The organism is Kamptonema formosum PCC 10802 (genome assembly GCF_000332335.1).
In the GTDB taxonomy this organism is placed as follows: Bacteria; Cyanobacteriota; Cyanobacteriia; order Cyanobacteriales; family Oscillatoriaceae; genus Oscillatoria.
Map to the genome: position 1 here is coordinate 342,753 of NZ_KB235949.1, position 22,028 is coordinate 364,780.

Genomic DNA, 22,028 nt, shown 5'->3' on the forward strand with positions numbered 1-22,028 from the left:
TGGCAAACTTTTTGCAAGACAGAGGGTTAGTTTTGCTGGGGAAGCTGATATGTAATGATTTCCGGTTCCCCTCAACCTGTTTTCTATATCTTTCAGGTTTTATTTTCCAAGACTCTTTTATTTCGAGCCCGGCTGAAATGGCAACGTTTTTCCGGCCAGGAGTAACTTTTCAAACTCGGCTGCCGGCAGGGGGCGGCTAAATAAATAGCCCTGTATTTTATCGCACTGTTGCAGCCGCAAAAAGGCCAGCTCTGCTTCTGTCTCCACTCCCTCAGCAGTCACTTTGAGATTCAGGTGGTGGGCCAGGTCGATCGCAGCCGCTGTGATGGCCGTGTTTTTCAGGTCGGCGCTGAGATTGCTGACAAAGGTGCGGTCAATTTTTAAAATATCAAAGGGGAATTGTTGCAAATAGCGTAAGGAAGAGTAGCCGGTGCCAAAATCATCAATGGCAATTTGCAGTCCCAGGGCTTTTAAGGCACTCAAGCGCCGGATGGCGGCTTGGGAATTTTCCAGGAGGACGCTTTCGGTAAGCTCTAAGTCCAGATAGGTGGGGCTGAAACCGGTTTCTATTAATATATCGGTTAAGCGCTGGCGCATGTTGAGTTGGCTGAACTGGCGGCTAGAGAGGTTGACGGCGACTCGCAAACCGGAAAAACCGGCTTGGTGCCAGCCTTGCGCCTGCCGGCACGCGGCGCTCAAAACCCGCTCTCCGAGAGGCACAATCAAGCCGGTGGCCTCAGCGAGGGGAATAAATCTGGCGGGGGAAATTAACCCCCGCTTTGGGTGATGCCAGCGCAAGAGGGCTTCGGCACCGGCGATCTCACCGGTTTCCAGGCTGACTTGGGGCTGGTAATACACCTGGAATTCATCCCGCTCCAAGGCATAGCGCAGATCGGTTTCCAGGGTCAGATCGTCAGGGGTGGCGCTCAGGAAAGCAGCGGTGTAAAATTGATACTGGTTGCCGCCGTGCTGTTTGGCAAGGTGCATCCCTTGGCTGGCGTGCTGGAGCAATTTTTCCAGGGAGGTGCCGTCGCGAGGGTGGAGTGCGATGCCGGTGCTGGCGGTGAGGAAAACTTCTTGACTGTCTGAAAGAAAGGGTTGAGACAGGCTGTCTTGGATGGTTTGGGCGACACTGGCAGCATCTTGTTTTTTGTCTGCGGGTGGGAGAAGGATGGCAAATTGGTCGCCGTTCAGGCGAGCGGCGGTTGCTCCGGTGTCCAGGGACGCTGTTAAGCGCTGGGCAAAGTCTTTGAGCAACAAGTCGCCTCTCTCGTGTCCGAAGGTGTCGTTGATGCGGTTGAACCGGTCTAAACCAACGCACAGGACGGGTATGAGTTTGCCTGTGTCTGTGGGGGCGCAGCTGTTGAGAATCTGGCTGAACCGCTCTGCGAGTGAGAGCCGGTTTGGCAGCTGCGTCAAGCTGTCACAGTAAAGCAAGTCATTGAGTTTGTCTGACGCCCGCTGGATTTCAGCCATGTAGTGCTGCTGCATTGCTTCCTGTTTTTCCAGGCGAGTCTGGATCGCCCGCAGCAGTTCGTCGGGCCTGCACGGTTTGGTAAGATAGTCGTCTGCCCCCAGTTCCATGCCGGTGCGCATGTGGGCTCTGTCCCCTAAGGCGGTGAGGAAAATGAAGGGGATGCTCGCCGTGGCCGGCTCGGCGCGCAGCAGGGTGAGGACTCTGTAACCATCGATGACAGGCATCATTAAGTCGCACAGGATTAAATCCGGCTGGCGCTCTCTGGCTAGCTTGACGCCGGCCAAGCCATTGTCCGCCCCAAAGCCTTCAAAATTTTCTGCCTCTAGCAGATCTAAAATATTTTCTCGAATAGTATCTTCGTCTTCAATGACTAGAATCTTTTTCATCGGTTTGCTCTCTAAATAGATTAAATCGCTGGAGGATCTTGGCATTTTCTGGACTCAGCAACTCTTGCAAGTTTGACAGTTGATTGAGCAGGGCAATTTCCCGGGCGCACTCTTCTTGCAAAATTTCCAGATAGCGCTGGCGGGCTGCCTCGGAAGGGGCCATCTTCAGCAGCTGAATCGCCATCGTAATATTCGACAGGGGATCTCGCAAATCTCGAGACAGTCTTTGCAGCAGGTCTTCTTTGGTGTCGCTCAGCTGCTGTAGCTCTCGCACTCTTTTTTGCAGCCCTTTGGCCCGCTCGCGCTCCGCCCTGGACTGCTGGGTGTAGGCGGCATGTTTTTTCAGTCGGGCGGAGATCGCCGCCAGCAGTTCCGCTGGGGTGCAAGGTTTGGTGAGATAGTCGTCCGCTCCCAGTTCCATTCCCAGGCGGAAATCATCCCTTTCGGTCTTGGCAGTGAGAAAGATAAATGGTATGGTCGCCGTCTTCGGCTCGGAGCGCAATTCTGTCAGGACGCTATAGCCGTCGAGGTCGGGCATCATAATGTCGCAAACAATCAAATCCGGCAGCTCCTGTTTGGCCAGCAGGATGCCGGCTTGACCGCAGCTCGCCTCTAGGCAATCGAAATTCTCAGCTTTGAGGAGTTCGAGAATGTTATAGCGGATCGGCGCTTCGTCTTCAATCACTAAAATCTTGGTCATCACAACAATTTTTCCTAGCCCGAGTGAGTCCTGGCTCCTTAAACTGACATTGGCAGGGTTACGGTAAAAGTCGTGCCGGCACCCACTTCCGACTCCACGGAAATTTGGCCCCCGTGCAATTCGACAGACCGTTTGACAATGGCGAGCCCCAGTCCCGTCCCGGAAATCGTGCCGGCGTTTGTGGCCCGCTGGAAAGCGTCAAATATTTGATGGAGGTCTTCTGGGGGGATGCCAATCCCCCGGTCTTGAATCCGGAAGACGGCCACCCGCATTTGGCCGTTTGGCTCTGGGATTGCGGGAGTGGGATCTCTACCATTCTCCCACTCAGCGCCTGCGGGGTGACAGGTCAATTCTATACGAATGGGGCTGTCTTGAGGGGAATACTTAATCGCATTGGAGAGCAGGTGAGTGAGAATGTACCGCAGCAGTTTGTCATCCATGTTAGCACCGGCGCAGTTGCCCTGACAAGAAAAGGTGAGGGGGTGCTGGTTGGAGTCCGACCGGCGCAACTCTTCGACCAGGTCGTAACAGAACTTTTCTAAATCGAGAGGGGTGGGGTTAAACTCCAGTTTGCCGGCATCTACTTTCCCGATGACCAGGATGTCTTCTAGCAACTCGGTCATCCGCTTGACAGCAGCTTGAATCCGCTGGAAATGGGTTTGTTTTTTGTCTTCCGCCCATTTGTAGCTGTAACTTTCCAGCAATCCCGCCGACAGCAGGATGGTGCTGAGCGGGGTGCGAAACTCGTGGGAGACCATCGAGACAAATCTGGCCCTGAGGGCGGAGAGCTCCTTTTCTTTTTCCAGCGCCTCGATAATTTTTGACTCGGCTTGCTTGCGCTCGCTAATGTCCCGCCCTTCCGCAATCAGCAGCAGCACTTTCCCCGTCTCGTCAAACACCGGCTTGAGGGAAAAGTCAACAGTCGCCACGGCATCTCCGGCACCGCGCAGCTCGACCTCGTAGCGGACAAACTCGCCTTTCGCCGCTGCCAAAATCGCTTGTTGCAGCTGCTCGCGCGCCGGTGAGAGCTGCCAACTTTGCGTTTCCCAAAAAGGACGCCCCATCACGTCTTCTTCGCGGACACCGGCTTCCTTGAGCGCCGTCTGGTTCATTTCCAGCACAGTGCCATCAGGAGCCAGCAGTGCAGTTAATTGAAAGGTTTGGTCAAAAATAGCGCGAAAGCGCCGCTCGCTTTCCTGCAGCATCTGCAAGGTTTGCGAGCGCTCGATGGCATAGCGAATGGCTCGCACTAGCAATTGAGCGGTGATCTGACCCTTGACGAGATAGTCCTGCGCCCCCATCCGCACCGCCTCCAGCGCCGCCGCCTCATCATTCAAACCCGTCATCACCACCATCGGCGTGTCGGGTGCGACTTCCCGCAGGCGCGTCAGAGTTTCCAATCCGTGACTGTCGGGGAGGGAGAGGTCTAGCAAAACGATGTCAAAGCTGCCGGCTCTCAGCTGATCTTGCGCTTCCCGCCGCAGTTCCACCGGCACCACCTCCCACTCCACACCCGCAGATGCTTCCAGGAGTTCTTGCAGGAAATCAGCGTCGGCGGGGTTATCTTCTACCAGCAGTATTTTAATCGGCATGGTTTGATTTTAGACCGTAGATTTTATATTTTAGATTGGCACCCGTTTGTAGTTGGGCTTTAGCCCACGTTTGTAGTTGGGCTTTAGCCCACGTTTGTAGTTGGGCTTTAGCCCAGCAATAGCCTTCATACCATAAACCGGGTTTCTTAGGAGGGTAGGGACAGGCCCCCGTGCCTGCCCCCGGTTTCTTAGGGAGCATCCCATTTTTGTAATCCCCCTCACCCCCAACCCCTCTCCCACAAGGGGAGAGGGGAGAATTCTTGATTTCCCCCCCTCTCCCAGGGCGGGAGAGGGGGGTTAGGGGGGTGAGGGTGACAGTCTTTGCAAAAACGGAATGCCCCCGGTTTCTTACCGCTTCAGAAGAAGACTTGACCTCAATAACCGAGCCAATTCCCTGAACGACCTGGCTAAAAAAAGGCCCCTGACTGCGAGCGCTCATGCCCTACTTTTTTCCCATCATACTTTTAATTTGCCCCTCAGACCAAAACGCTTCCTTCTGGAATTCGTCGCAGTTCAGTTTTCTCAAAACATCTACCTGCGCTTCCCCAGAAATCCCGTCCGCTACCGCCCTGAGTTTCAGGCCGTGGGCCATTTGAATGATGGCACTGATGGCCGGCGCATTTTGCGAGATATTCGCCACCAGGCTGCCCTCAATCTTTAAACTGTCAAGCCCCAGCTGATCCAGATAGCTCAAGGTTGTGTGCCCCAAACCAAACTGGCTGATTGTGGTTTTAACTCCCAAGCGCTTCAAGGCCAGAAACTTTGAGGCGGTCACATTGGCATTTTTCGCTGTCGCTACCGTATCAGCCGCTATCTCTAGCTCTAAAAACTGGCTCTCAAGCCCGACCAGCTTTAATATCTCCGCGACAGTCCTGTAAAGATTCTCGGACTCAAACATTTTGGCAGACATTTGGCAAGACACCCGCAAGTATATCCCAGAAGCTTGCCAGATTTTTGCTTGCTGGCAAGCCGTCCGCAGCGCCCACTCGTCCAGTTCTGGCCTGAAGCCAGACTCTTCAGCCAGGGACTGGACTTTAGCGGATGATATCCAGCCTATCACAGGATGGTTCCAGCGGACAGCAGCTCCCACACCGGCAATTTGATTTTTGCGAAGATCGACTCGTGGCTGGTAAAATACCTGCAGGGATTTTCTCTGCCAGCCGGCGTACAAGTCGGCGGCGAGCTGTAAATCTTGAGAAGTCTCCAGTCCAAACATGGGCCGGCTGTAGATTTTGCAGCGATTGCCTCCCTCTCGCTTGGCTTCCCCCATCGCCACACCGGCTTGCCGGCGCAGTTCTTCGAGACTGGGGGCGAGCGGGTGAAACGCGATGCCAATAGTTGCCGTCAGCGGAATCGATTTGCCGGCAATCGCAAAAGGCTGAGCGATAGCCTTGAGTAGCTCTCTGGCCGTTGCTACAGCCAGCTCCTGGTCGCTCGCCGGCGGCAGGACGATGGCGAACTCGTCGCCGCCAAGTCTGGCAACACCGGCCCCCTCAATTTTACCAGTAAAATCAGCTAGCCGCTCAGCGAGTTTTTGCAAAATCAGGTTGCCATTAGAATAGCCAATAGCATCATTAATTCGCCCCAGCCGGTCTGCGCCCACAAGCAGGAAAGGAACCAGGCGGCTGTTCCTGTCAGTTTTGGCAATTGCCTGCTGCAAATACCCCGCCTCTCCTGCGAGAGCCGACGGGTTGGGCAAGCCGGTGAGCGGGTCAAAATTTTCTAGGCGCTCCAGCCGGTCAGACATTTGTCTGAGTGTTTGATTCTGCTGTGCCACTCTGTTCAGTCTCGCCCGGATTGCCTCCAGCAGCTCAGCGTTGGTGCAAGGCTTGACAAGATAGTCATCCGCTCCCAGATTCATCCCCTGACGCAAGTCAGTTCGCTCACCTTTTGCCGTCAAGAAAATGAAGGGAATCTTCGCTGTTGCTGGGTCTTGGCGCAATTCTTCCAAGACGCCATAACCGTCCAGTTCGGGCATCATCACATCGCAAACAATCAGGTCAAAGTCGTGGCTCCGGGCTAGCCTGACGCCCTCACGGCCATTTTTCGCTCCCATCGCCTCGAAATCTTCTGCTTCCAGCAAATCCAGTATGCTGTTCCGAATATCTGCGGTATCTTCGATTACCAGGATTTGAGTCATCAGCCTTTTTTCTCCTTCTTAATTTTTAAGCTATCTCTCGTTCCCAGCCTCAGGCTGGGAACGCAATCTGGAGGCTCTGCCTCCTTTGGGAACGCAATCTGGAGGCTCTGCCTCCTTTGGGAACGCAATCTGGAGGCTCTGCCTCCTTTCAACGGAAAAGCAGGTTAAAAGCCTAACAGCTTACTCGCTTCTTATATTCTGCCCTATTTAGCTGTTAGGGGTTAGGGGTTAGGAGTTAGGGGAAAAGCCGGTGCCCCATGCCCCATGCCCCATGCCCCATGCCCAATCCAAAATGCCCGCTCACTCCACCGGCAGTTTTACCACAGCCAGCCAGAAATCCTCAATTAACTTTACCACCTTGGTGAACTGATCGAAATCCACCGGCTTAGTGATATAGCAATTCGCGTGCAGCGAGTAAGACTTGAGAATATCCTCCTCGGCGGCTGAAGTGGTGAGAATCACCACCGGAATCCTCATGAATTGCGGGTCAGACTTAATTTCTGTCAGGACTTCCAGACCGCTTTTTTTGGGCAGGTTGAGGTCGAGCAAAATCACGTCCGGACGGGGTGCCTTCGCGTGGGCACCCTCCCGCCTGAGAAACGCCAGCGCTTCCACCCCATCCTCTACGACGTGGAGGTTGTTGAGAACCTTGCTCTCGCCCAGGGTTTCCACCGCCAGGTCAGCATCGCTGGGGGAATCTTCGACGAGCAGAATTTCGATGGGCTTGACCATTCTTATATCACTCACAGGACTGTCCGTTCAATTGAGATCGCAAAAAATCTAGTAGTTTTCTTACTCCCCTTCTCCCACAAGGGGAGAGGGGGTTGGGGGGCTCGGGGCCCCCTATGGGGATGGGGGGGAAGAGGGGGCATTTATGGGGTTAATCCACCGGACACGATCTTAGTGGACTGTCCGATTGCGGGGATTGTAAAATAAAACGTCGCTCCTTCTCCCACCTGGGACTCAACCCAGATGCGCCCGCCGTGGCGCTCGACAATCCGCTTGCAGATTGCCAGTCCAATGCCGGTGCCGGCATATTCCCGGCGCGAGTGCAGGCGCTGGAAAATGAGGAAAATTCGCTCAGCGTACTCGGGAGCGATGCCAATGCCGCTATCGCGGACGGCAAACACCCACTCAGCGTTTTTCAAGACGGCAGAAATGTGAACTTCCGGCACATCTGAGCTGCTGAATTTGATAGCGTTGCCGATGAGATTTTGCAGCAGCTGCACGAGCTGCCCCCCATCTGCCATTATAGTTGGCAGGGGGTCGCAAGTCACTGCGGCATTTTTTTCGGCAATTGCCACTTGCAGATTTGTGAGCGTTTGCTTGAACACAGCGTTGCAGTCTGTGAGCTGAAACTCCTTGCCTTTTGTCCCCACTCGCGAATAAGCCAGCAAGTCATGAATCAGCTGCTGCATGCGAGTCGCGCCATCCACAATGTAGGCGACCCACTTGTCCGCCTTGGCATCCAGCTGGCCTTGATAGCGCTGGGACAGCAGTTGAGTGTAGCTCGTAACCGCTCGCAGGGGCTCTTGCAAGTCGTGGGATGCCACATAGGCAAACTGCTCCAGTTCCAAGTTGGAGCGCTTGAGATTTTCTGTCAGTTCTTGCAATTGCCGCTGTGCCTCTTTGCGCTCGACAACTTCACTCAGCAGCTGGGCGTTGGAAGCTGACAGCTGAGCCGTGCGCTCTCGCACTTTGCGTTCGAGACTCTCATTGAGCTGTTTAATTTCCGCTTCGGCTTGCTTGCGCTCGGTGATATCTCGCACAATACAAATCAAGCCCCCGTCTTCCAGCGCTGTCAGCGAGACTTCCTGGGCGTAGGTGCTGCCATCGCGCTTTTTGCCGAACCCTTCGCCCCGCCACGAACCTTTGATAAAGAACTCTGGCATAATTTCTTCTTCAAACCTTTTTAGTTCGCTGCTGCTGTAGAGAAGTTTCCAGGTTTTGCCGATAAGTTCCGCTGGGCTGTCGTAGCCATAGACGCGAGCGTGAGCCTGATTCATGTAGGTGTACTCCCCGTTTTTATTGAGAATGGCGATCCCGTCTGTAGCGGCTTCTATCGCTGCTGAGCGCCGGTGCAGCGCCTCTTCGGCTTGTTTGAGGGGAGTGATGTCGCGGGCTGCGGCATATATCAGCCCCTCTGCCACCACCGGCACAGATGACCACGACAGCCATTTATAAGACCCATCTTTGCAGCGATAGCGGTTCCGGAAATAGAAAACAGTCTCGCCGCGCTCTATCTGTTTCTGCGCAACATTAAGGGTGGCGTCCCTGTCTTCGGGATGGACAAAATTGAGAAACGGTAGGGCTGTAAATTCCTCTGGAGTGTAGCCGAGAAGCGTTTCTACGGCTGGATTCACGCGCTTTAAATAGCCGTCTGCCCCCGCTACGCACAGCATGTCAGCCGAGAGGTTAAAGATGCGGTTCAGTTCCGCTTCCGCCTCCCGCCGAATGGCTATTTCCTTTTGCAAATCTCGGTTAGCCGCTTCTATTTGAGCTAGGTTTGCAACCGCCAACGCTTGCGGAATTAAGGGCATCAACCGCCTGGCGATGACAACGGCAATGGCCACAGAAATAAAGTTCATAACTCCGGCCACATTGCTTCGATTCCAGAGCGTCCAAACCTCTATTAAGTGGGTAGTGCCGCAGGCGATTATGAAACCTCCTAACAGCCAGAACATCCCGCGAAATGGCAAATTTTTTCGCCGGCGGGCCAAGTCAAACACCCAGAGCGCAATTGTGTAGGAAACAACAACAGTCAAAAAGTCGGAAACAGCCTGCATCACTGCTATATCTGACTTCCACCGGCTGCATGTCCCGTCAGGGATAAAGGCTAGATCCAAGTAGGAGCTACTTGGCCGGATAAACTTACCCGAAACCAAAAGGTTATTGAATAAGTATAGCATAATCAAACCCGAAAAAAACTGAGTCACCCCTAAATTGCCCTAACTAATTTCTCTAACCCGCCCCCACCGGCTGCAGCACCCACTTGAGATAGATAGTATTTTTGTCGCCGGACGAAAAATCCTTGATATCCGGGGGGTCAATCCAAAATCCAAAATCTAAAATCCAAAATTCGTATAGGGCAAAGTCACAGTAAACCTAGTGCCGGCACCCACTTCCGACTTTACGTCAATCTCACCCCCGTGCAAGTCCACAGCTCTTTTGACAATGGCCAGCCCCAGTCCAGTCCCTTGAATTGTGCCGACGTTAGTGGCGCGGTAGAAGGTTTCAAAGAGCCGGTCCACGTCTTCTGGGGGAATTCCGATTCCCCGATCTTGGATGCGGAACACCACCGCCGGCGATTGCTCTTCTCCCCTATGTTCGAGAGCAGTCAGTTCAAAGTCAACCGTGCTGCCTTCCGGAGAATACTTGATGGCATTCGAGAGCAAATTGCTGAGGATATGCCGCAGCATTTTATCATCCATTATAGCATCGTTTAGCCTCCCTTGACTGACAAAGTTGATGCAGTGCTTGTTGACATCTGTGATTTGGATTTCTTCCGCGATTTCGCGGCAGAACTGTTCCAAATCGAGGGGAGCCGGGTTAAACTCCAGCTTTCCCGCTTCGGCTTTCCCGATCACCAGGATATCCTCTAGCAGCCCCGTCATTTGTCTGACAGCGGTTTGAATGCGGTGCAAGTGAGTGACTTTTTTTTCTTCTGGCCATTTGGGGCCATAAGTTTCCAGCAAGCCGGCAGAAAATAAGATCGTGGACAGCGGCGTGCGGAACTCGTGAGAGACCATCGAGACAAACCGGGATTTTAGCTCGTTGAGTTCTTTTTCTTTTTGCAACGCTTTGCGGACTTCTGATTCGGATCTGTGCCGCGCCATTGCGATCTCAACCGTTGTGTGCAGCTCTCTCTCTTCAAAAGGTTTGACAATATAGCCAAAAGGCTCCGCTTTCTTGGCTCGCTCCAAGGTACTTAAATCTGTATGAGCCGTCAGAAACACGACCGGGATATTAAACCGGCGGCGGATTTGCTCCGCAGCTTCTATCCCGTCGATCTTGCCTCTCAACATAATATCCATCAGCACTAAATCGGGCTGCATTTCTGCCGCTCCCTCAATGGCCTTGTCGCCGGCGGAAACAACCGAAGGAACCTCATACCCTAATTTTTTTAAAGTTTTCCTGATATCCATGCCGATGATGACTTCATCTTCGACTACCAAAATTTTTACATTCATTGACGCGCTACCTAATTTATTTTCGCCGGAAACGTAATTTTAAAAAATGTGCCGCCGTCCGCCGGTGAGGACACTTCGATTTCACCCCCCAGCTGTCCGGTTAAATTCCAGACCAGCTGCAATCCCAGTGATTCCGCCTCCTCAAGGTCAAAGTCCGCCGGCATGCCGGCCCCATCATCCCTGACTATCATACAGCACTGACCCTCCCCGGTTCTAAAAAATTTTACCAAAATTTCCCCAGCTCCGCCACAGGGAAAAGCGTATTTGAGCGCGTTGGACACCAGCTCATTCATCATCAGCCCACAAGGAATGGCCGTGTCAACATCCAGCCAGATACTTTCCACCTCTATTTTCAAGTTTATATCCTGAGACGAGACGCTATAAGAGCGGAACAAATTAGAAACCAGGTTGGGGATATAGTCAGCCGCATCAATTTGGGCCAGGTTTTGGGATTGGTAGAGCTTCTCATGGATGAGGGCCATCGAGCGGACGCGGTTGTAGCTGTCGGTGAACAGCGCCAGCGCTTCGGAGTCCTTGATATATCCCGACTGGAGCTTGAGCAAGCTGGAAATCACCTGCAAGTTATTTTTCACCCGGTGGTGAATTTCCTTGAGCAGCACCTCTTTTTCTTTGAGCGAGGAGCGCAGCTGCACCTCGGTTTGTTTGCGCTCTGTGATGTCAATCCCCACGGAAACCGCTGCAGTGCCTTGCTGGTACTTCTGAATCACCATCAAGTAATTGCGGGTAGAGCCGCTGATTTGGATGTCAATAACCTGGCTGGCCGACTCTTCCGGACTCGCCATAAACTGGCGCATAAATTCCGTAAACTGCGGGCTGTTCTTGCGAAAGCCGAGTTGCTGACCGGCAAACTCTTCTGGGGTGAGTTCAGAGGCATTAGCCAGATGCCGGTTAACGCCAAGGTAGCGCAGGTCCGCACCGATCCAGGAAACAAACCCCGGCACCGCATCCAAGACAGCTTGCAGTTGGTCTTTTGCCAGCTGCAGGGCGGCTTCCGCCTGCTTGCGCTGGCTGATGTCGCGATACATCCACAAGTGCCCGCTGTAATTGTTTTCCACAAAAATCGGCACGTAATCCCGCTCAAATGTCCGCCCGTCTGCCAGCACCAGCTCTTCCTTGGTAACAATTTGCTGGTCCTGCAATATTTCCGAGATGCGCCGCACAAATTGTTCCGGCTCAGCAAACAGAGTCTTAGACCCTTCAGCCGCACCGGCGCAATCCATCCCAACGAGAGCTTCCGGCGGTGCCGGAATGCCGAAAATCCCGCAAAATTCTTGATTGACCACCGCAATGTGCCGGCACTCATTTTCAACCAGCACGCCGGCTTGCAGATTTTGAATCAGTGCCGTCAGCCTCGATGTTGTGGCTCGCAATTCTTCTTCCATCCGTTTGCGGTCGGTAATGTCAATCCCCACCGACGCCGCCGCGCGTCCCCCATCGTACTTTTGCGCCACGATCAAATAGCTGCGAGACTCGCCCCCCACCTCTACAGTCACTTCTCGGGAGATTTGACTGTCCGCACCGGCAAAAAACTGGCGCATTAATTCCACAAAATAGGGGCGGCGCTCCAGAAAGCCAATATCTTGACCGACAAACGCCTCTGGGGGGAGGTTGAACGTTGCGCCCAGATGCCGGTTCACCCCAATGTAGCGCAAATCGGAACCAATCCAAGAAACCAGTCCGGGCACAGCATCCAAAACCGCCTGCAACTGAGCCTTTGCCTGCTGCAGCGCCTCTTCCGCTCGCTTGCGCTCCGTAATATCTGTTATAATGCCTATAAAATGAGTGAGATTCCCGCTGGCATCGTAAATCGGCGAAACGCTCAACTCGTTCCAAAACAGGCTGCCATCCTTTCTGTAGTTGCGCAGCACAACCGTGCAGTCTCTCCCCTCTCGAATAGCAGCCCGCAGTTTGTCCAAGTCCGGCTGATTTCTCTCATCTCCTTGCAGAAACCGGCTGTTTTGTCCAATCACTTCCGCTGCCGAGTACCCCGTAATCCGCTCAAAGGCAGAATTCACATAAATCAGGGGCAGATCGGGCTGTCTGGCATCAGAGATAATTATCCCATTGCTGCTGGCCGCCATCGCCCTGTCTCGCAATCTCAATCTCTCTTCCACCTCTACGCGCTCGGTGATGTCCTCCACCATGCCCAGTCCGTAGCGCGGGTTCCCGTACCTGTCCCGAATTATGCCGGCAGTCAGGTTCACCCAGACCGTTTCGCCGCTCTTCTTGAGGTAACGCTTCTCGATTTGATACCGGGAGAATTCCCCTCGGAAACACCCCTCAATATAGGGCGTTTCTCTGTCAATATCTTCCGGAGGCGTGTACTCATAAAACGTCAGCTCCTTCAGTTCCGACTCAGTATATCCCAATATCTCGCAGAAGACCGGATTCACTTGCAGCCCTTTGCCGCTCAGGTCGTTGAGGGTCATCCCAATCGGCGCGTCCTGAAAAACTCGGCGGAATTTTTCCTCGCTCTCCCGCAAGGCTTCTTCCACCCGCTTGCGCTCTGTGATGTCCCGGGAAACGGCCATCAGCTCCACCACCTTCCCCGAGTCTGGGTCGCGCAAACTCCGGCTCGTTGTTTCAAACCAAATATACCTGCCATCTTTGCGGCGGATGCGGTAGGATACGGTGGAAATGTCCAGCACCTCTAGGATGGTTGCGTGAGATTTTTCAATGGGGGCCAAATCTTCTGGGTGAAAAAACGCATAAGCTGAGCGACCCACCAGTTCTTCCGGGTCGTATCCCAGCAGAGTGCGGCTGGCCGGCGAGGCGTACAGGTAAACTCCCTCCGGGGTGTGCCGGCTGATCATGTCGGTGGCGGTTTCTGCCATCAGCCGATAGCGCTCCTCGCTCTCTCGCAGCGCCGCTTCCGCCCGTTTGCGCTCCGTAATGTCGCGAGTCATCCCGCGATAGCCGAGAAATTTGCCCTCTAAGTCGAAGATGGGAGTCCCACTGGTTTCCAGAACAACCAGATGCCCGTCAGCGTGAGTGCTTGTGCTCTCCAGACAGCTGAATGGCTGTTGCGCCCGACCGATGGGAGTAAAAATGCCGGCAGCGCGCTGCGCCTCTAGCACCGGCATGAAGTCAAAAGGAGTCTTGCCCAGCACTTCTTCTGGCTCGCAGCCCAGGATGTCGCGCGCTTTGGGGCTGGCATAAGTGCAGGCGGCATTTTCATCTGTTTCCCACACCCAGTCGCTGCTCGTTTCCACCAAGTTGCGGAACCGCTCCTCACTTTCGCCCAGGGCTCGCTCGGCGCGTTTGCGCCCCACAATTTCGGACAGCAGGTGCCGGTTTAGCGCCCTCAAGGTATTTGTGCGCTCCTCCACTCTCACTTCTAGCTCTTGGTTAAGCTTTTGCAGCGTTTTTTCTGCCTTTACCCGCTGGGTGATGTCGCGGGCGAACCCATAGCTCAAGCCTTCTTCCGGAAACGGAGCGCGGTTCCAAGACAGCCACCTGTAGGAACCATCCTTGCAGCGCCAGCGAGTCTCGCAGGCGATCGCAGGCTGTTTGCTTTCAATTTCCCTCTCAAATGCAGCGTTTGTGGCTTCCCAGTCGTCAGGGTGAAGGAATTCGGTGTAGTGTTTGCCTTCTAATTCCTCTTGGCGGTAGCCCAGGGTTTTTTCCCACGCTGGGTTGACTGAGGTGAGATAGCCCCTGAAATCGGCAACCGCTATCAAATCGAGGGAATTTTTGAAAAAGCGCTGGCGCTCCTTGTGAGCCCGCTTGAGTTCGGTGATGTCCCGGCCTTCTGCCACCAGCAGCGCCACACTGCCGATGGGGTCGAGCACCGGCTTGAGGGAAAAGTCCAGCGTCAGCGCCTCATCCCCCTTCCCGAACACCCCCACCGCATAACGGACTGCCTCACCGGCTTTTGCCCGGGAGATCGCCTCTCTCAACTCCTGCTCAGTCTCTGGCGACACACTCCACCACCCCGTCTCCCAAAACAAACGCCCAGTCACATCCCCCGCCTCAAGTCCAGCAAACTCCAGCGCCGTTTGGTTGGCTTCCAGCACAGCGCCATCCGGTGCCAGCAGCCAAGTCAGCTGGAATGTGCTGTTGAAAACCGCGCGGAATTTTCTCTGGCAAGACAAGCGTGTTTCTTGCCAGGGCTTGCCTGCTGCCGGCTCCGAGGATCTGGCGGCGCTCTGCGCAAAACACGGTTCAGCCACAAGATTGCTGCCGGTGGGCCCAAGAGAGCGCCACGAGCCGTCGTGATGCCGGAACCGGCACTCTGCCGGTGCTGTCCCACCTGAATTTTCCATGAAGTCATTCAAGGCACTCACAATCCTGGCCCCCTCTTCTGGGTGAACCAACTCCAGCGCTCTTTTGCCGGTTTTGTTTTTTGGCTTACATTTCAACATTCTTTCAGCTGACAATTTTTTATATCGCATAATTCTATTTTTGTCAAGCAAGCCGGTGATGCTAGCAGCGTCCCGGTCGTTAACCGGATTCATAAATGGCCCCATTTTTATGCGTGGCCATCGCCGCATCGCCGGCACACCTCCCTGAACGTCGCTAGCCATTCCTGCCTTTCTTTGCTCCCTCCTGTGCCGGCAGAGATCCATTTCTAGAGCGTTTCTCAGTTGGATGAACTGCGCTTCAGAAACCCGGTTTCTTTAAGAAACCGGGTTTCTGGGTACCTCACTTTGGATGAGAAGAGCAATGGAAAGTTGCCCTAAGGTTTGCCCCCCGTAAAGTTTGCCCACCGGCACACCCCAAGAGCGCACACCGCTGGAAGATTAAACCGGGGGCGGATCTGTTGAGCGATGCCGGTGCCGTCAAAAAAGCCGGTTTTCCTGATATCCAGCAGCAGCAAAACTGGCTGGGCGGGCGCTGCCGGTTGAATGGCCCCTCTCCAGAAGATGCGGGGCGCACCATACTGTAGCCCCTTGCGTGCGGGCGCTTTTGAAGCTTGGGGACCGCTGTGATATCAGGGTCAGCAATCAGGATGTGCGCCCCACCGGCATAAATTTTTCACTCCTCTTTTAAAGTTACAGTTGCCTTCCAAAGGTTTACTTCTAATTGCAACGCACAGCTAGATGGGGCCTCCCTCAGCCGCGTCACAGCGTTTTTTTGCTGATTGAAGAAGCCTTGCTTTGCTGCTTTTCTTAAGATTAATCGAGGCACCTCCCCACTGACATCTGTATTGATAAGTAAATGGCAGCGGGCGGGTTCTCCGTATTTTCCACAAGAAGCCGCCCGACATCTTGCCCGAAATTGCGGAGGCGGGGGAGGAGCTGTGGCGGAGAAAAAGGCTCCAGAGAGCAGGCGAAGGCACCGGCGACTCTCTCCGAGAGCCTCCCCGCTCCCCGCTTCCCGATTCCGGCGCACCGGCCATCTGTAATATTGCGGATGGCGAGCCGGTGAGGGGTTCGTAAAGATGCCGAACTTATACCAATTTTGGATTTTATAGCAGCAGTCATATTGGTTAGGACATCAGTGACCTAGGGAAAAAGGCGTAGGGCAGGCGTCTCGCCTGCCCTCTTGATCTAATGTCCGCGCCCTAAGTGCATACTGCTATAGATTGTGAATTTTGGATTAAAAACCCGCGCATCAAGGGGGTTTAGTCATGCGGAAAAAAATAGGTTTCAGGAGAGCAGCGATAATTGGCCCCATGCCCCATGCCCCATGCCCCATGCCCCATGCCCCATCCAAAATCCCAAATCCCAAATCCAAAATCTTCCCTAAACCGGCAAGCGTTTGCCAGACTGCAGCATCCGCTCAAACTCTGCGGCTGGGACGGGCCGGCTGAACAGATAGCCCTGCATGGCATCACACCCGTATTGGCGCAAGACAGCGAGTTCCGCTTCCGTTTCCACGCCCTCTGCAATCACTTTGAGATTCAGGCTGTGGGCCATTTGAATAATAGCGCTAGTAATGGCGGCGTTTTTGGAATCGCGGTCGATATGCCGGACAAAGCAACCGTCTATTTTTATGATATCAAAGGGAAATGTTTTGAGATAATTTAAAGAAGAGTATCCTGTGCCAAAATCGTCAACAGCTATTTGAATACCGTGGCCTTTTAAAGCTTTTAAAATTTCGACATTTTTTTGAACGGTTTGGATGATGATTCTTTCTGTAAGCTCTAGTTCTAGATAGTGAGAGTCAGCGCCGGCACCCAGCAAGATTTCGAGGACTCTTTCGCTAAAATTGGGCTGCTGGAACTGGCGGCCCGACAGGTTCACGGCGATTCTGACAGGCGGCAGACCAGCGCGATTCCAGGCGACGATCTGGGCGCAGGCGGTTTCCAAGACCCAGTGATCGATGAGCAAAATCAGGCCGGTCTGTTCGGCGAGGGGGATAAATTCTGCCGGCGAGACGAACCCCCATTCCGGATGCTGCCAGCGCAACAGAGCTTCCGCACCGACAATTTCCCCAGACTGGAGGTGAACTTGGGGCTGGTAGTAGACCTGAAATTGGCCTAGCTCCAAAGCGTAGCGCAGGCTGGCCTCCAGCGCGAGCATCCGGGAGACGATGCCATTCATCTGGGGGGTGTAGAACTGGTACTGATTGCCGCCAAGCTGCCGGGCGTGGGACAGGGCCAAGTCAGCATTCTGGAGCAGGGTGTCTGTGTCGGAGCCATCGTGCGGGTAAAGGGAGATGCCGATGCTTGCCGTGACAAAGACTTCATGACCGTTGAGGAGGAAGGGTTCGCAGAAGGCATTGAGGATAGTGGCGCAAGTCTCGGCAGCATCCCGGCTGTGTTCGCCACCCGCCAGGACAATGGCAAACTGGTCGGCTCTCAGGCGAGCCACCGTATCCCCAAGAGCGACACAAACCCCGAGCCGGTGAGCCACAGCTTTGAGCAGCCCGTCGCCCACCTCATAGCCTAGGGTCTGGTTGAGCCGGTTGAAGCGGTCCAGATCCAGAGACAGCACCGGCAGGCTTTGCTGGTGGCGGGTTGCTTTGGCCATCAGCTCTCGCAGGCGGTTTCGCAGCAGCTGCAGGTTGGGGAGATGGGTGAGGCTGTCGTAGTGCAGCAGGTAATTGAGCCGTTCTTCTGCCTGCTTGAGTTCGATACTGTACCGGTTCGCCACGGCGGTTTGTTTTTGCAGACGAGTGGAGATCGCCACCAGCAGCTCAGTGCGCCGAAAGGGTTTGGTAAGATAATCGTCAGCACCCAAGTTCATGCCAAAGCGCAGGTCGCCTTGGTCCGCCTTAGCGGTGAGAAAAATGAAAGGAATCGCGGCGGTAGCGGGGTCAGCTCTCAGGGCCTCCAGGACGCCGTACCCGTCGAGTTCCGGCATCATAATGTCGCACACAATCAAATCGGGCCGGTGTTCCCGAGCCAGCCGCACCCCGACCAAACCGTTTTCTGCGCCCAGGGCGTCGAAATCCCCACTAGAGTCAAGGATTTCCAGAATGTTGGCTCGCACAAGAGCCTCATCTTCGATAACTAGAATCTTTGGCATTAGACTTTGAGAGTGCGGAGATTGCGGTAAATTTGAAAACTGCATAAAAGCTTTTTCCCAATATTAGTAGGTGCAGCAGCACAGGCGCTTTGAAATTTTAAATAATAGCTCTTATGGAAAATCCCTCTCGTGGCACAGTTCCATCCCTTTTCGGGGCGGGCGAGCCCGGGCGGCAGCAATCAAACGGATTCCCCCGCAGCGGTCAGCGCTCGATTTTTGAGTTCAGCAGGTTAAATTGCCGCAGCAGCCGGATGTTATCCGGCGTCAGCAGATTTTGCAACTCAGACACTTGATTGAGCAGGGCTATTTCCCGGTCAAACTCTTGCTGCAAAATCTCCAAATAGCGCTCGCTGTTGCCTCCCGGCGGCGGATTTTTCAGCAGCCGGATCGCCATATTGATATTGGACAGGGGATTGGACAAATCTGAAATCAGCTTTTTCAGCAGCCCTTTCTGGGTTTCGTTTATGTGCTGGAGTTCCTGCATTTTTTGTTGCAGGGCTTCAGCCCGCTGGCGCTCAGCCATGTATTGCTGGATCACCGCTTGATGTTTGGCGAGTCGGGCGCTAATCGCTTCCAGCAACTCTTTGCGCCGAAAGGGTTTGGTGAGGTAGTCGTCTGCCCCCAAGGTCATCCCTTGCCGCAGATCGTTCTTGTCCGCCTTGGCCGTCAGAAAAATGAACGGAATCGTAGCGGTCGCCGGCTCACTTCTCAGCTGAGTCAGCACCCCGTAACCGTCAAGTTCTGGCATCATCACGTCGCAGACAATCAAGTCGGGGAGGTGTTCCAAGGCCAGCTGCACCCCGCTCGTGCCGTTTTCAGCGCCAATGGCGCTGAACCCACCAGAGGTGAGAATTTCTAGGATATTGGTTAAAACTGGTTTCTCGTCCTCAATCACCAGAATCTTGTGCATCATTACTTTTGTCAAATCCCCCAGAATGCCCCTACTATATCTCAGGATAGGTGCCTTCTGGATCGGCGGGCAACCGTTCTGCGCTGGTGTGAGGCACCGGGCATCCGGCATCGGGCGTTGGGGCCAAGCTGTCCCGCCTGCGCAAGCGCGTCTGAACACATCTAGCAGTATTCACTTAGATGAGGACATTAATAGCATGCGCATGGGGCATAGCGCATGGGGCATAGCGCATGGGGAAGACTCACAGCTTTTGCCCCATCGCCCACTGCCCCTGGCCCGCCGCAATGCCCATGTCCTAAACTTACTGGTTATGGCTAGAATCGAAATTTCCGAAAAAAAAGCATGGGACAAAACCCGCCCGCCGGCGAGTTTTGTACATACCATTCTTTCGGAAGAATATAAATCTTTGGGTGTGGCACCTGTCGCGCCTCTCCGGCACCTGGCATTGTGCGTCGGTTCCCCAGCTGTAACGCCCACTTTGTCGCCTTGGGCAACCTTTATATTATCCGGTAAAAAGCATATCAAAAATTGCATGGTGCGGGTTCGGGAAATAAGCTGTTAGGCTTTTAACCTGCTTTTCCACTGTATGGGGGCAGAGCCTCCAGATTGCTTTCCCAGATTGCTCTGGAAGCGATAAAATAGTGATGTTTAATGCGAATTAAATGCGTCATAGCTGATCTGCTTCTCTGCTAATCCCTGACACCTAACCCCTGACACCTGGCACCTGGCACCTGACCCCTAACCCCTCACCCCTAACCTCTGGCGAATGGGGATTTCAATGGCGAACTCCGCCCCCTGACCCGGTTCCGAGACGCACCGCAACACCCCGCCGTGCTTCTCCACGATGATTTGGTAGCAGACAAACAGTCCCAAGCCGGTGCCGGCACCCACCGGTTTAGTCGTGAAAAACGGGTCAAACAGTCGCTCTTTAACCGAAGGCGCTACGCCCGGGCCACTGTCAGCAATCAGGATACGAATAAATTGGGGATTGGGCATTGGAGATTGGGCATTGGGCATTGGGGATTTTTCTTCTCCCCCAGGCACCATTGGCCATGCCCCATTCCCCACTTCGGTGCGAATCCGAATCGTAGGGTTTGGGCACTGTGGCGAGTGTGAGCATTCCTGTTCTTTCCCATGCCCAGTGCCCGATGGCCGGTGCTCCATTTCCAAAACATCAATCGCATTCGTCAGGACATTCATAAATACCTGGTTGAGCTCGCCGGCATAGCACTCCACCAAAGGCAGTTCGACGTACTCCTTAACCACCTGGATTTCTGGATGCCCGGGTTTGCCTTTCAGGCGATTTTGCAGCAGCAGCAGGGTGCTCTCCAGACCTTCGTGAATGTCAACCCGCTTCATCGAGGCTTGATCCAGGCGAGAGAAGATCCGCAGCGAATGCACAATCTGTCGGATGCGCTCAGCCCCCACTTTCATTGACTCCAGCAGTTTCGGCAAGTCTTCGACCATAAAATCGAAGTCCAGGTCTTCCATTCGCTCGGAAATCTCTCTGACCGGTTCGGGATAGTGCTTCTGGTAAAGTTCCAGCAGTCCGAGCAAGTCAGCGGTATAGTGGCTGCCGTGGGAGAGATTGCCGGTGATGAAGTTGACTGGATTGTTAATTTCGTGAGCGACACCGGCCACCAGCTGGCCCAGGGCCGACATTTTTTCACTCTGAACCAGCATAGCTTGGGTCTGCCTGAGTTCGCCAAGGGTTTTCTCTAGCTGCTGGGTTTGCTCTCTCAATCGCGCTTCCGATTGCCGCAAAGCCGCCAAAGCTCGCATGCGTTCGGTAATGTCCCGCAAAGAAGCGAGAAAAGCCCTTTCTCCTTCCCACTCGGTTTCCACGATCCGCATTTCCGCAACAGCACTGCCGCCACCGGCTCGCCTGACGTCTACATACGCCTGCACGACTCGCATGTCAGACGCCGCCGCTGCCCCAATCCCCCGGATCAGGTCAGTGTTCATCTCAGAGGCTGGCCTTTCCACCACCAGCGTCCCGAATAATTCTTGGCTCAACAGTTCCGCCGCGCTGCAGCCAAACAGGCATTCCGCCGACGGGTTGGCAAATCGCACCCTTCCCCTGCCATCACAAATCACGATGGCATCAGCATTTTTGTCGATGACATTCCGAAACCGAGCCTCAGAAGCTTGCAGCTGCTGCCTGAGCTGTTCCACTTCCGCACACAGCTGCTCCTCCCGGCAGGAATGGCTCGCAGCCGGCGGGTTCCCGCCCAGAGGGTGCCTCAATAAATTCCAGATATAATTTACCCCTTTTTTCAACTCGGGGTCGCCGTTGTTGGCCAGATGCTGCGCCCAGGAAGGCATTTTTTTTGGCGAGCCCTGGCGGGAACTCCCCTTAACGATTTTATTAATGTCGATTTCGTTCGTGCCCGTTATAAACATATTTCACCACTCCGGAAAGCCGGTTGACACTTAAACCACCCTGCTGAGATTTCGGTATCTTTTTTTTCTTAATGTAACATAGATGTTACGGGCTTGTCCCAGCAGGATTAACCAACGTACCAATAGTGATTTTTAGGCCGCTCCAACCTCGCTCAAGCCCGCGATTTCCTGCTCGCCGCCGGCAAACGCTGACAATTAAATGCTAGAAGCTCACACAGCAATTAAGCATCGGTAAAACTTATAAATCTGGCAACCGTGAATATACGGATATATGCCTCCGTGAAATTGCGGCAGTACATTAAAGTATAAACACTGGCAGCAGCGCCGGTCCACAATCAGCTGCCAGACTTTTAATCTGCTTGTCTAACAAAGCTAGCGCAGCCTTTAAACTATAAATTATAAGCATTCTAGCAGCAGTCATATTGGTTAGGACAATAGGAGCTTCGGGAGCTCTGGAGCAAGGGAGGCAGGAATGTAGCTTTCCTAAATGCTTACTGCTATATAGACGTAGGGCAGGCGTCCCGCCCCCCCTGAAGGTCTAATGTCCTAATCTAAGTGACTACTGCTATAAATTACACAAACATCTCCTTGAAGAGGATAATTAAATGTATTGCAACAGGGCGTCAAGTTGAGGTAGATAGTATTTTTTCCTGTAACTGAAAAGGCTTCCCTCGTTCCCAGGCGGAGCCTGGGAACGCCATCCGGTCGGCTCTGTCTCCTTTGGGCAGATAGGAAGATTATAGCAGCAGTCATATTGGTTAGAGCAATAGAAGCTTCGGGAGCTCTGGAGCAAG

General features: G+C 53.9%; 15 protein-coding genes. 1 reads left to right on the forward strand and 14 read right to left on the reverse strand.

Annotated features, from left to right (window positions below; genetic code table 11):
• Positions 1-117: 117 nt before the first annotated feature.
• From OSC10802_RS0132020 to OSC10802_RS56225, 8 genes are all read right to left on the reverse strand, one after another.
• Positions 118-1,863: a putative bifunctional diguanylate cyclase/phosphodiesterase gene (locus tag OSC10802_RS0132020; protein WP_017720852.1), complete on the reverse strand. Its 1,746-nt coding sequence runs from the start codon at positions 1,861-1,863 to the stop codon at positions 118-120.
• Entirely contained in the window at positions 1,841-2,563 is a 723-nt protein-coding gene (locus OSC10802_RS0132025) for an ATP-binding response regulator (protein ID WP_017720853.1), read from the reverse strand. The genes OSC10802_RS0132020 and OSC10802_RS0132025 overlap by 23 nt, the downstream gene beginning before the upstream one ends.
• A gap of 38 nt (positions 2,564-2,601) precedes the next feature.
• Entirely contained in the window at positions 2,602-4,155 is a 1,554-nt protein-coding gene (locus tag OSC10802_RS0132030) for a hybrid sensor histidine kinase/response regulator (protein WP_017720854.1), read from the reverse strand.
• Between the two features lie 442 nt (positions 4,156-4,597).
• Positions 4,598-6,295: a putative bifunctional diguanylate cyclase/phosphodiesterase gene (locus OSC10802_RS0132040; RefSeq protein ID WP_017720856.1), complete on the reverse strand. Its 1,698-nt coding sequence runs from the start codon at positions 6,293-6,295 to the stop codon at positions 4,598-4,600.
• Positions 6,296-6,595: 300 nt separating this feature from the next.
• Positions 6,596-7,042, reverse strand: a complete 447-nt coding sequence (locus tag OSC10802_RS0132045) for a response regulator (RefSeq protein WP_026098998.1) — start codon at positions 7,040-7,042, stop codon at positions 6,596-6,598.
• 125 nt (positions 7,043-7,167) lie between these two features.
• A complete protein-coding gene (locus OSC10802_RS45050) occupies positions 7,168-9,204 on the reverse strand; it encodes a PAS domain-containing sensor histidine kinase (protein WP_155968972.1) in 2,037 nt (678 codons plus the stop codon).
• A gap of 156 nt (positions 9,205-9,360) precedes the next feature.
• Positions 9,361-10,485: a hybrid sensor histidine kinase/response regulator gene (locus OSC10802_RS0132055; RefSeq protein WP_017720859.1), complete on the reverse strand. Its 1,125-nt coding sequence runs from the start codon at positions 10,483-10,485 to the stop codon at positions 9,361-9,363.
• Positions 10,486-10,496: 11 nt separating this feature from the next.
• Complete coding sequence (locus OSC10802_RS56225; RefSeq protein WP_304412236.1) at positions 10,497-15,032, reverse strand: PAS domain S-box protein; 4,536 nt, start codon at positions 15,030-15,032, stop codon at positions 10,497-10,499.
• A 236-nt stretch (positions 15,033-15,268) separates the two neighbouring features.
• Between OSC10802_RS56225 and OSC10802_RS55990 the strand changes: the two genes are divergently transcribed.
• Positions 15,269-15,394: a hypothetical protein gene (locus OSC10802_RS55990; protein ID WP_017720861.1), complete on the forward strand. Its 126-nt coding sequence runs from the start codon at positions 15,269-15,271 to the stop codon at positions 15,392-15,394.
• Between the two features lie 229 nt (positions 15,395-15,623).
• Here OSC10802_RS55990 and OSC10802_RS51765 read toward each other — a convergent pair whose 3' ends face one another.
• The 6 genes from OSC10802_RS51765 to OSC10802_RS55995 all read right to left on the reverse strand — a co-directional run bounded on the left by OSC10802_RS51765 (position 15,624) and on the right by OSC10802_RS55995 (position 21,655).
• On the reverse strand, positions 15,624-15,932 hold the full coding sequence (locus tag OSC10802_RS51765; protein WP_155968974.1) for a hypothetical protein: 309 nt from the start codon (positions 15,930-15,932) through the stop codon (positions 15,624-15,626).
• A gap of 261 nt (positions 15,933-16,193) precedes the next feature.
• Positions 16,194-17,921, reverse strand: a complete 1,728-nt coding sequence (locus tag OSC10802_RS0132070) for a putative bifunctional diguanylate cyclase/phosphodiesterase (RefSeq protein ID WP_017720862.1) — start codon at positions 17,919-17,921, stop codon at positions 16,194-16,196.
• Between the two features lie 202 nt (positions 17,922-18,123).
• Positions 18,124-18,834 (reverse strand): response regulator transcription factor, encoded by a 711-nt coding sequence (locus OSC10802_RS0132080; protein ID WP_017720864.1) that lies wholly within the window; start codon positions 18,832-18,834, stop codon positions 18,124-18,126.
• A 31-nt stretch (positions 18,835-18,865) separates the two neighbouring features.
• Positions 18,866-19,006: a hypothetical protein gene (locus OSC10802_RS51770; RefSeq protein ID WP_155968977.1), complete on the reverse strand. Its 141-nt coding sequence runs from the start codon at positions 19,004-19,006 to the stop codon at positions 18,866-18,868.
• A 563-nt stretch (positions 19,007-19,569) separates the two neighbouring features.
• Positions 19,570-21,234, reverse strand: a complete 1,665-nt coding sequence (locus OSC10802_RS42815) for an ATP-binding protein (protein ID WP_017720866.1) — start codon at positions 21,232-21,234, stop codon at positions 19,570-19,572.
• Positions 21,235-21,532: 298 nt separating this feature from the next.
• Entirely contained in the window at positions 21,533-21,655 is a 123-nt protein-coding gene (locus tag OSC10802_RS55995) for a hypothetical protein (protein WP_255349214.1), read from the reverse strand.
• Between the last annotated feature and the right edge of the window lie 373 nt (positions 21,656-22,028).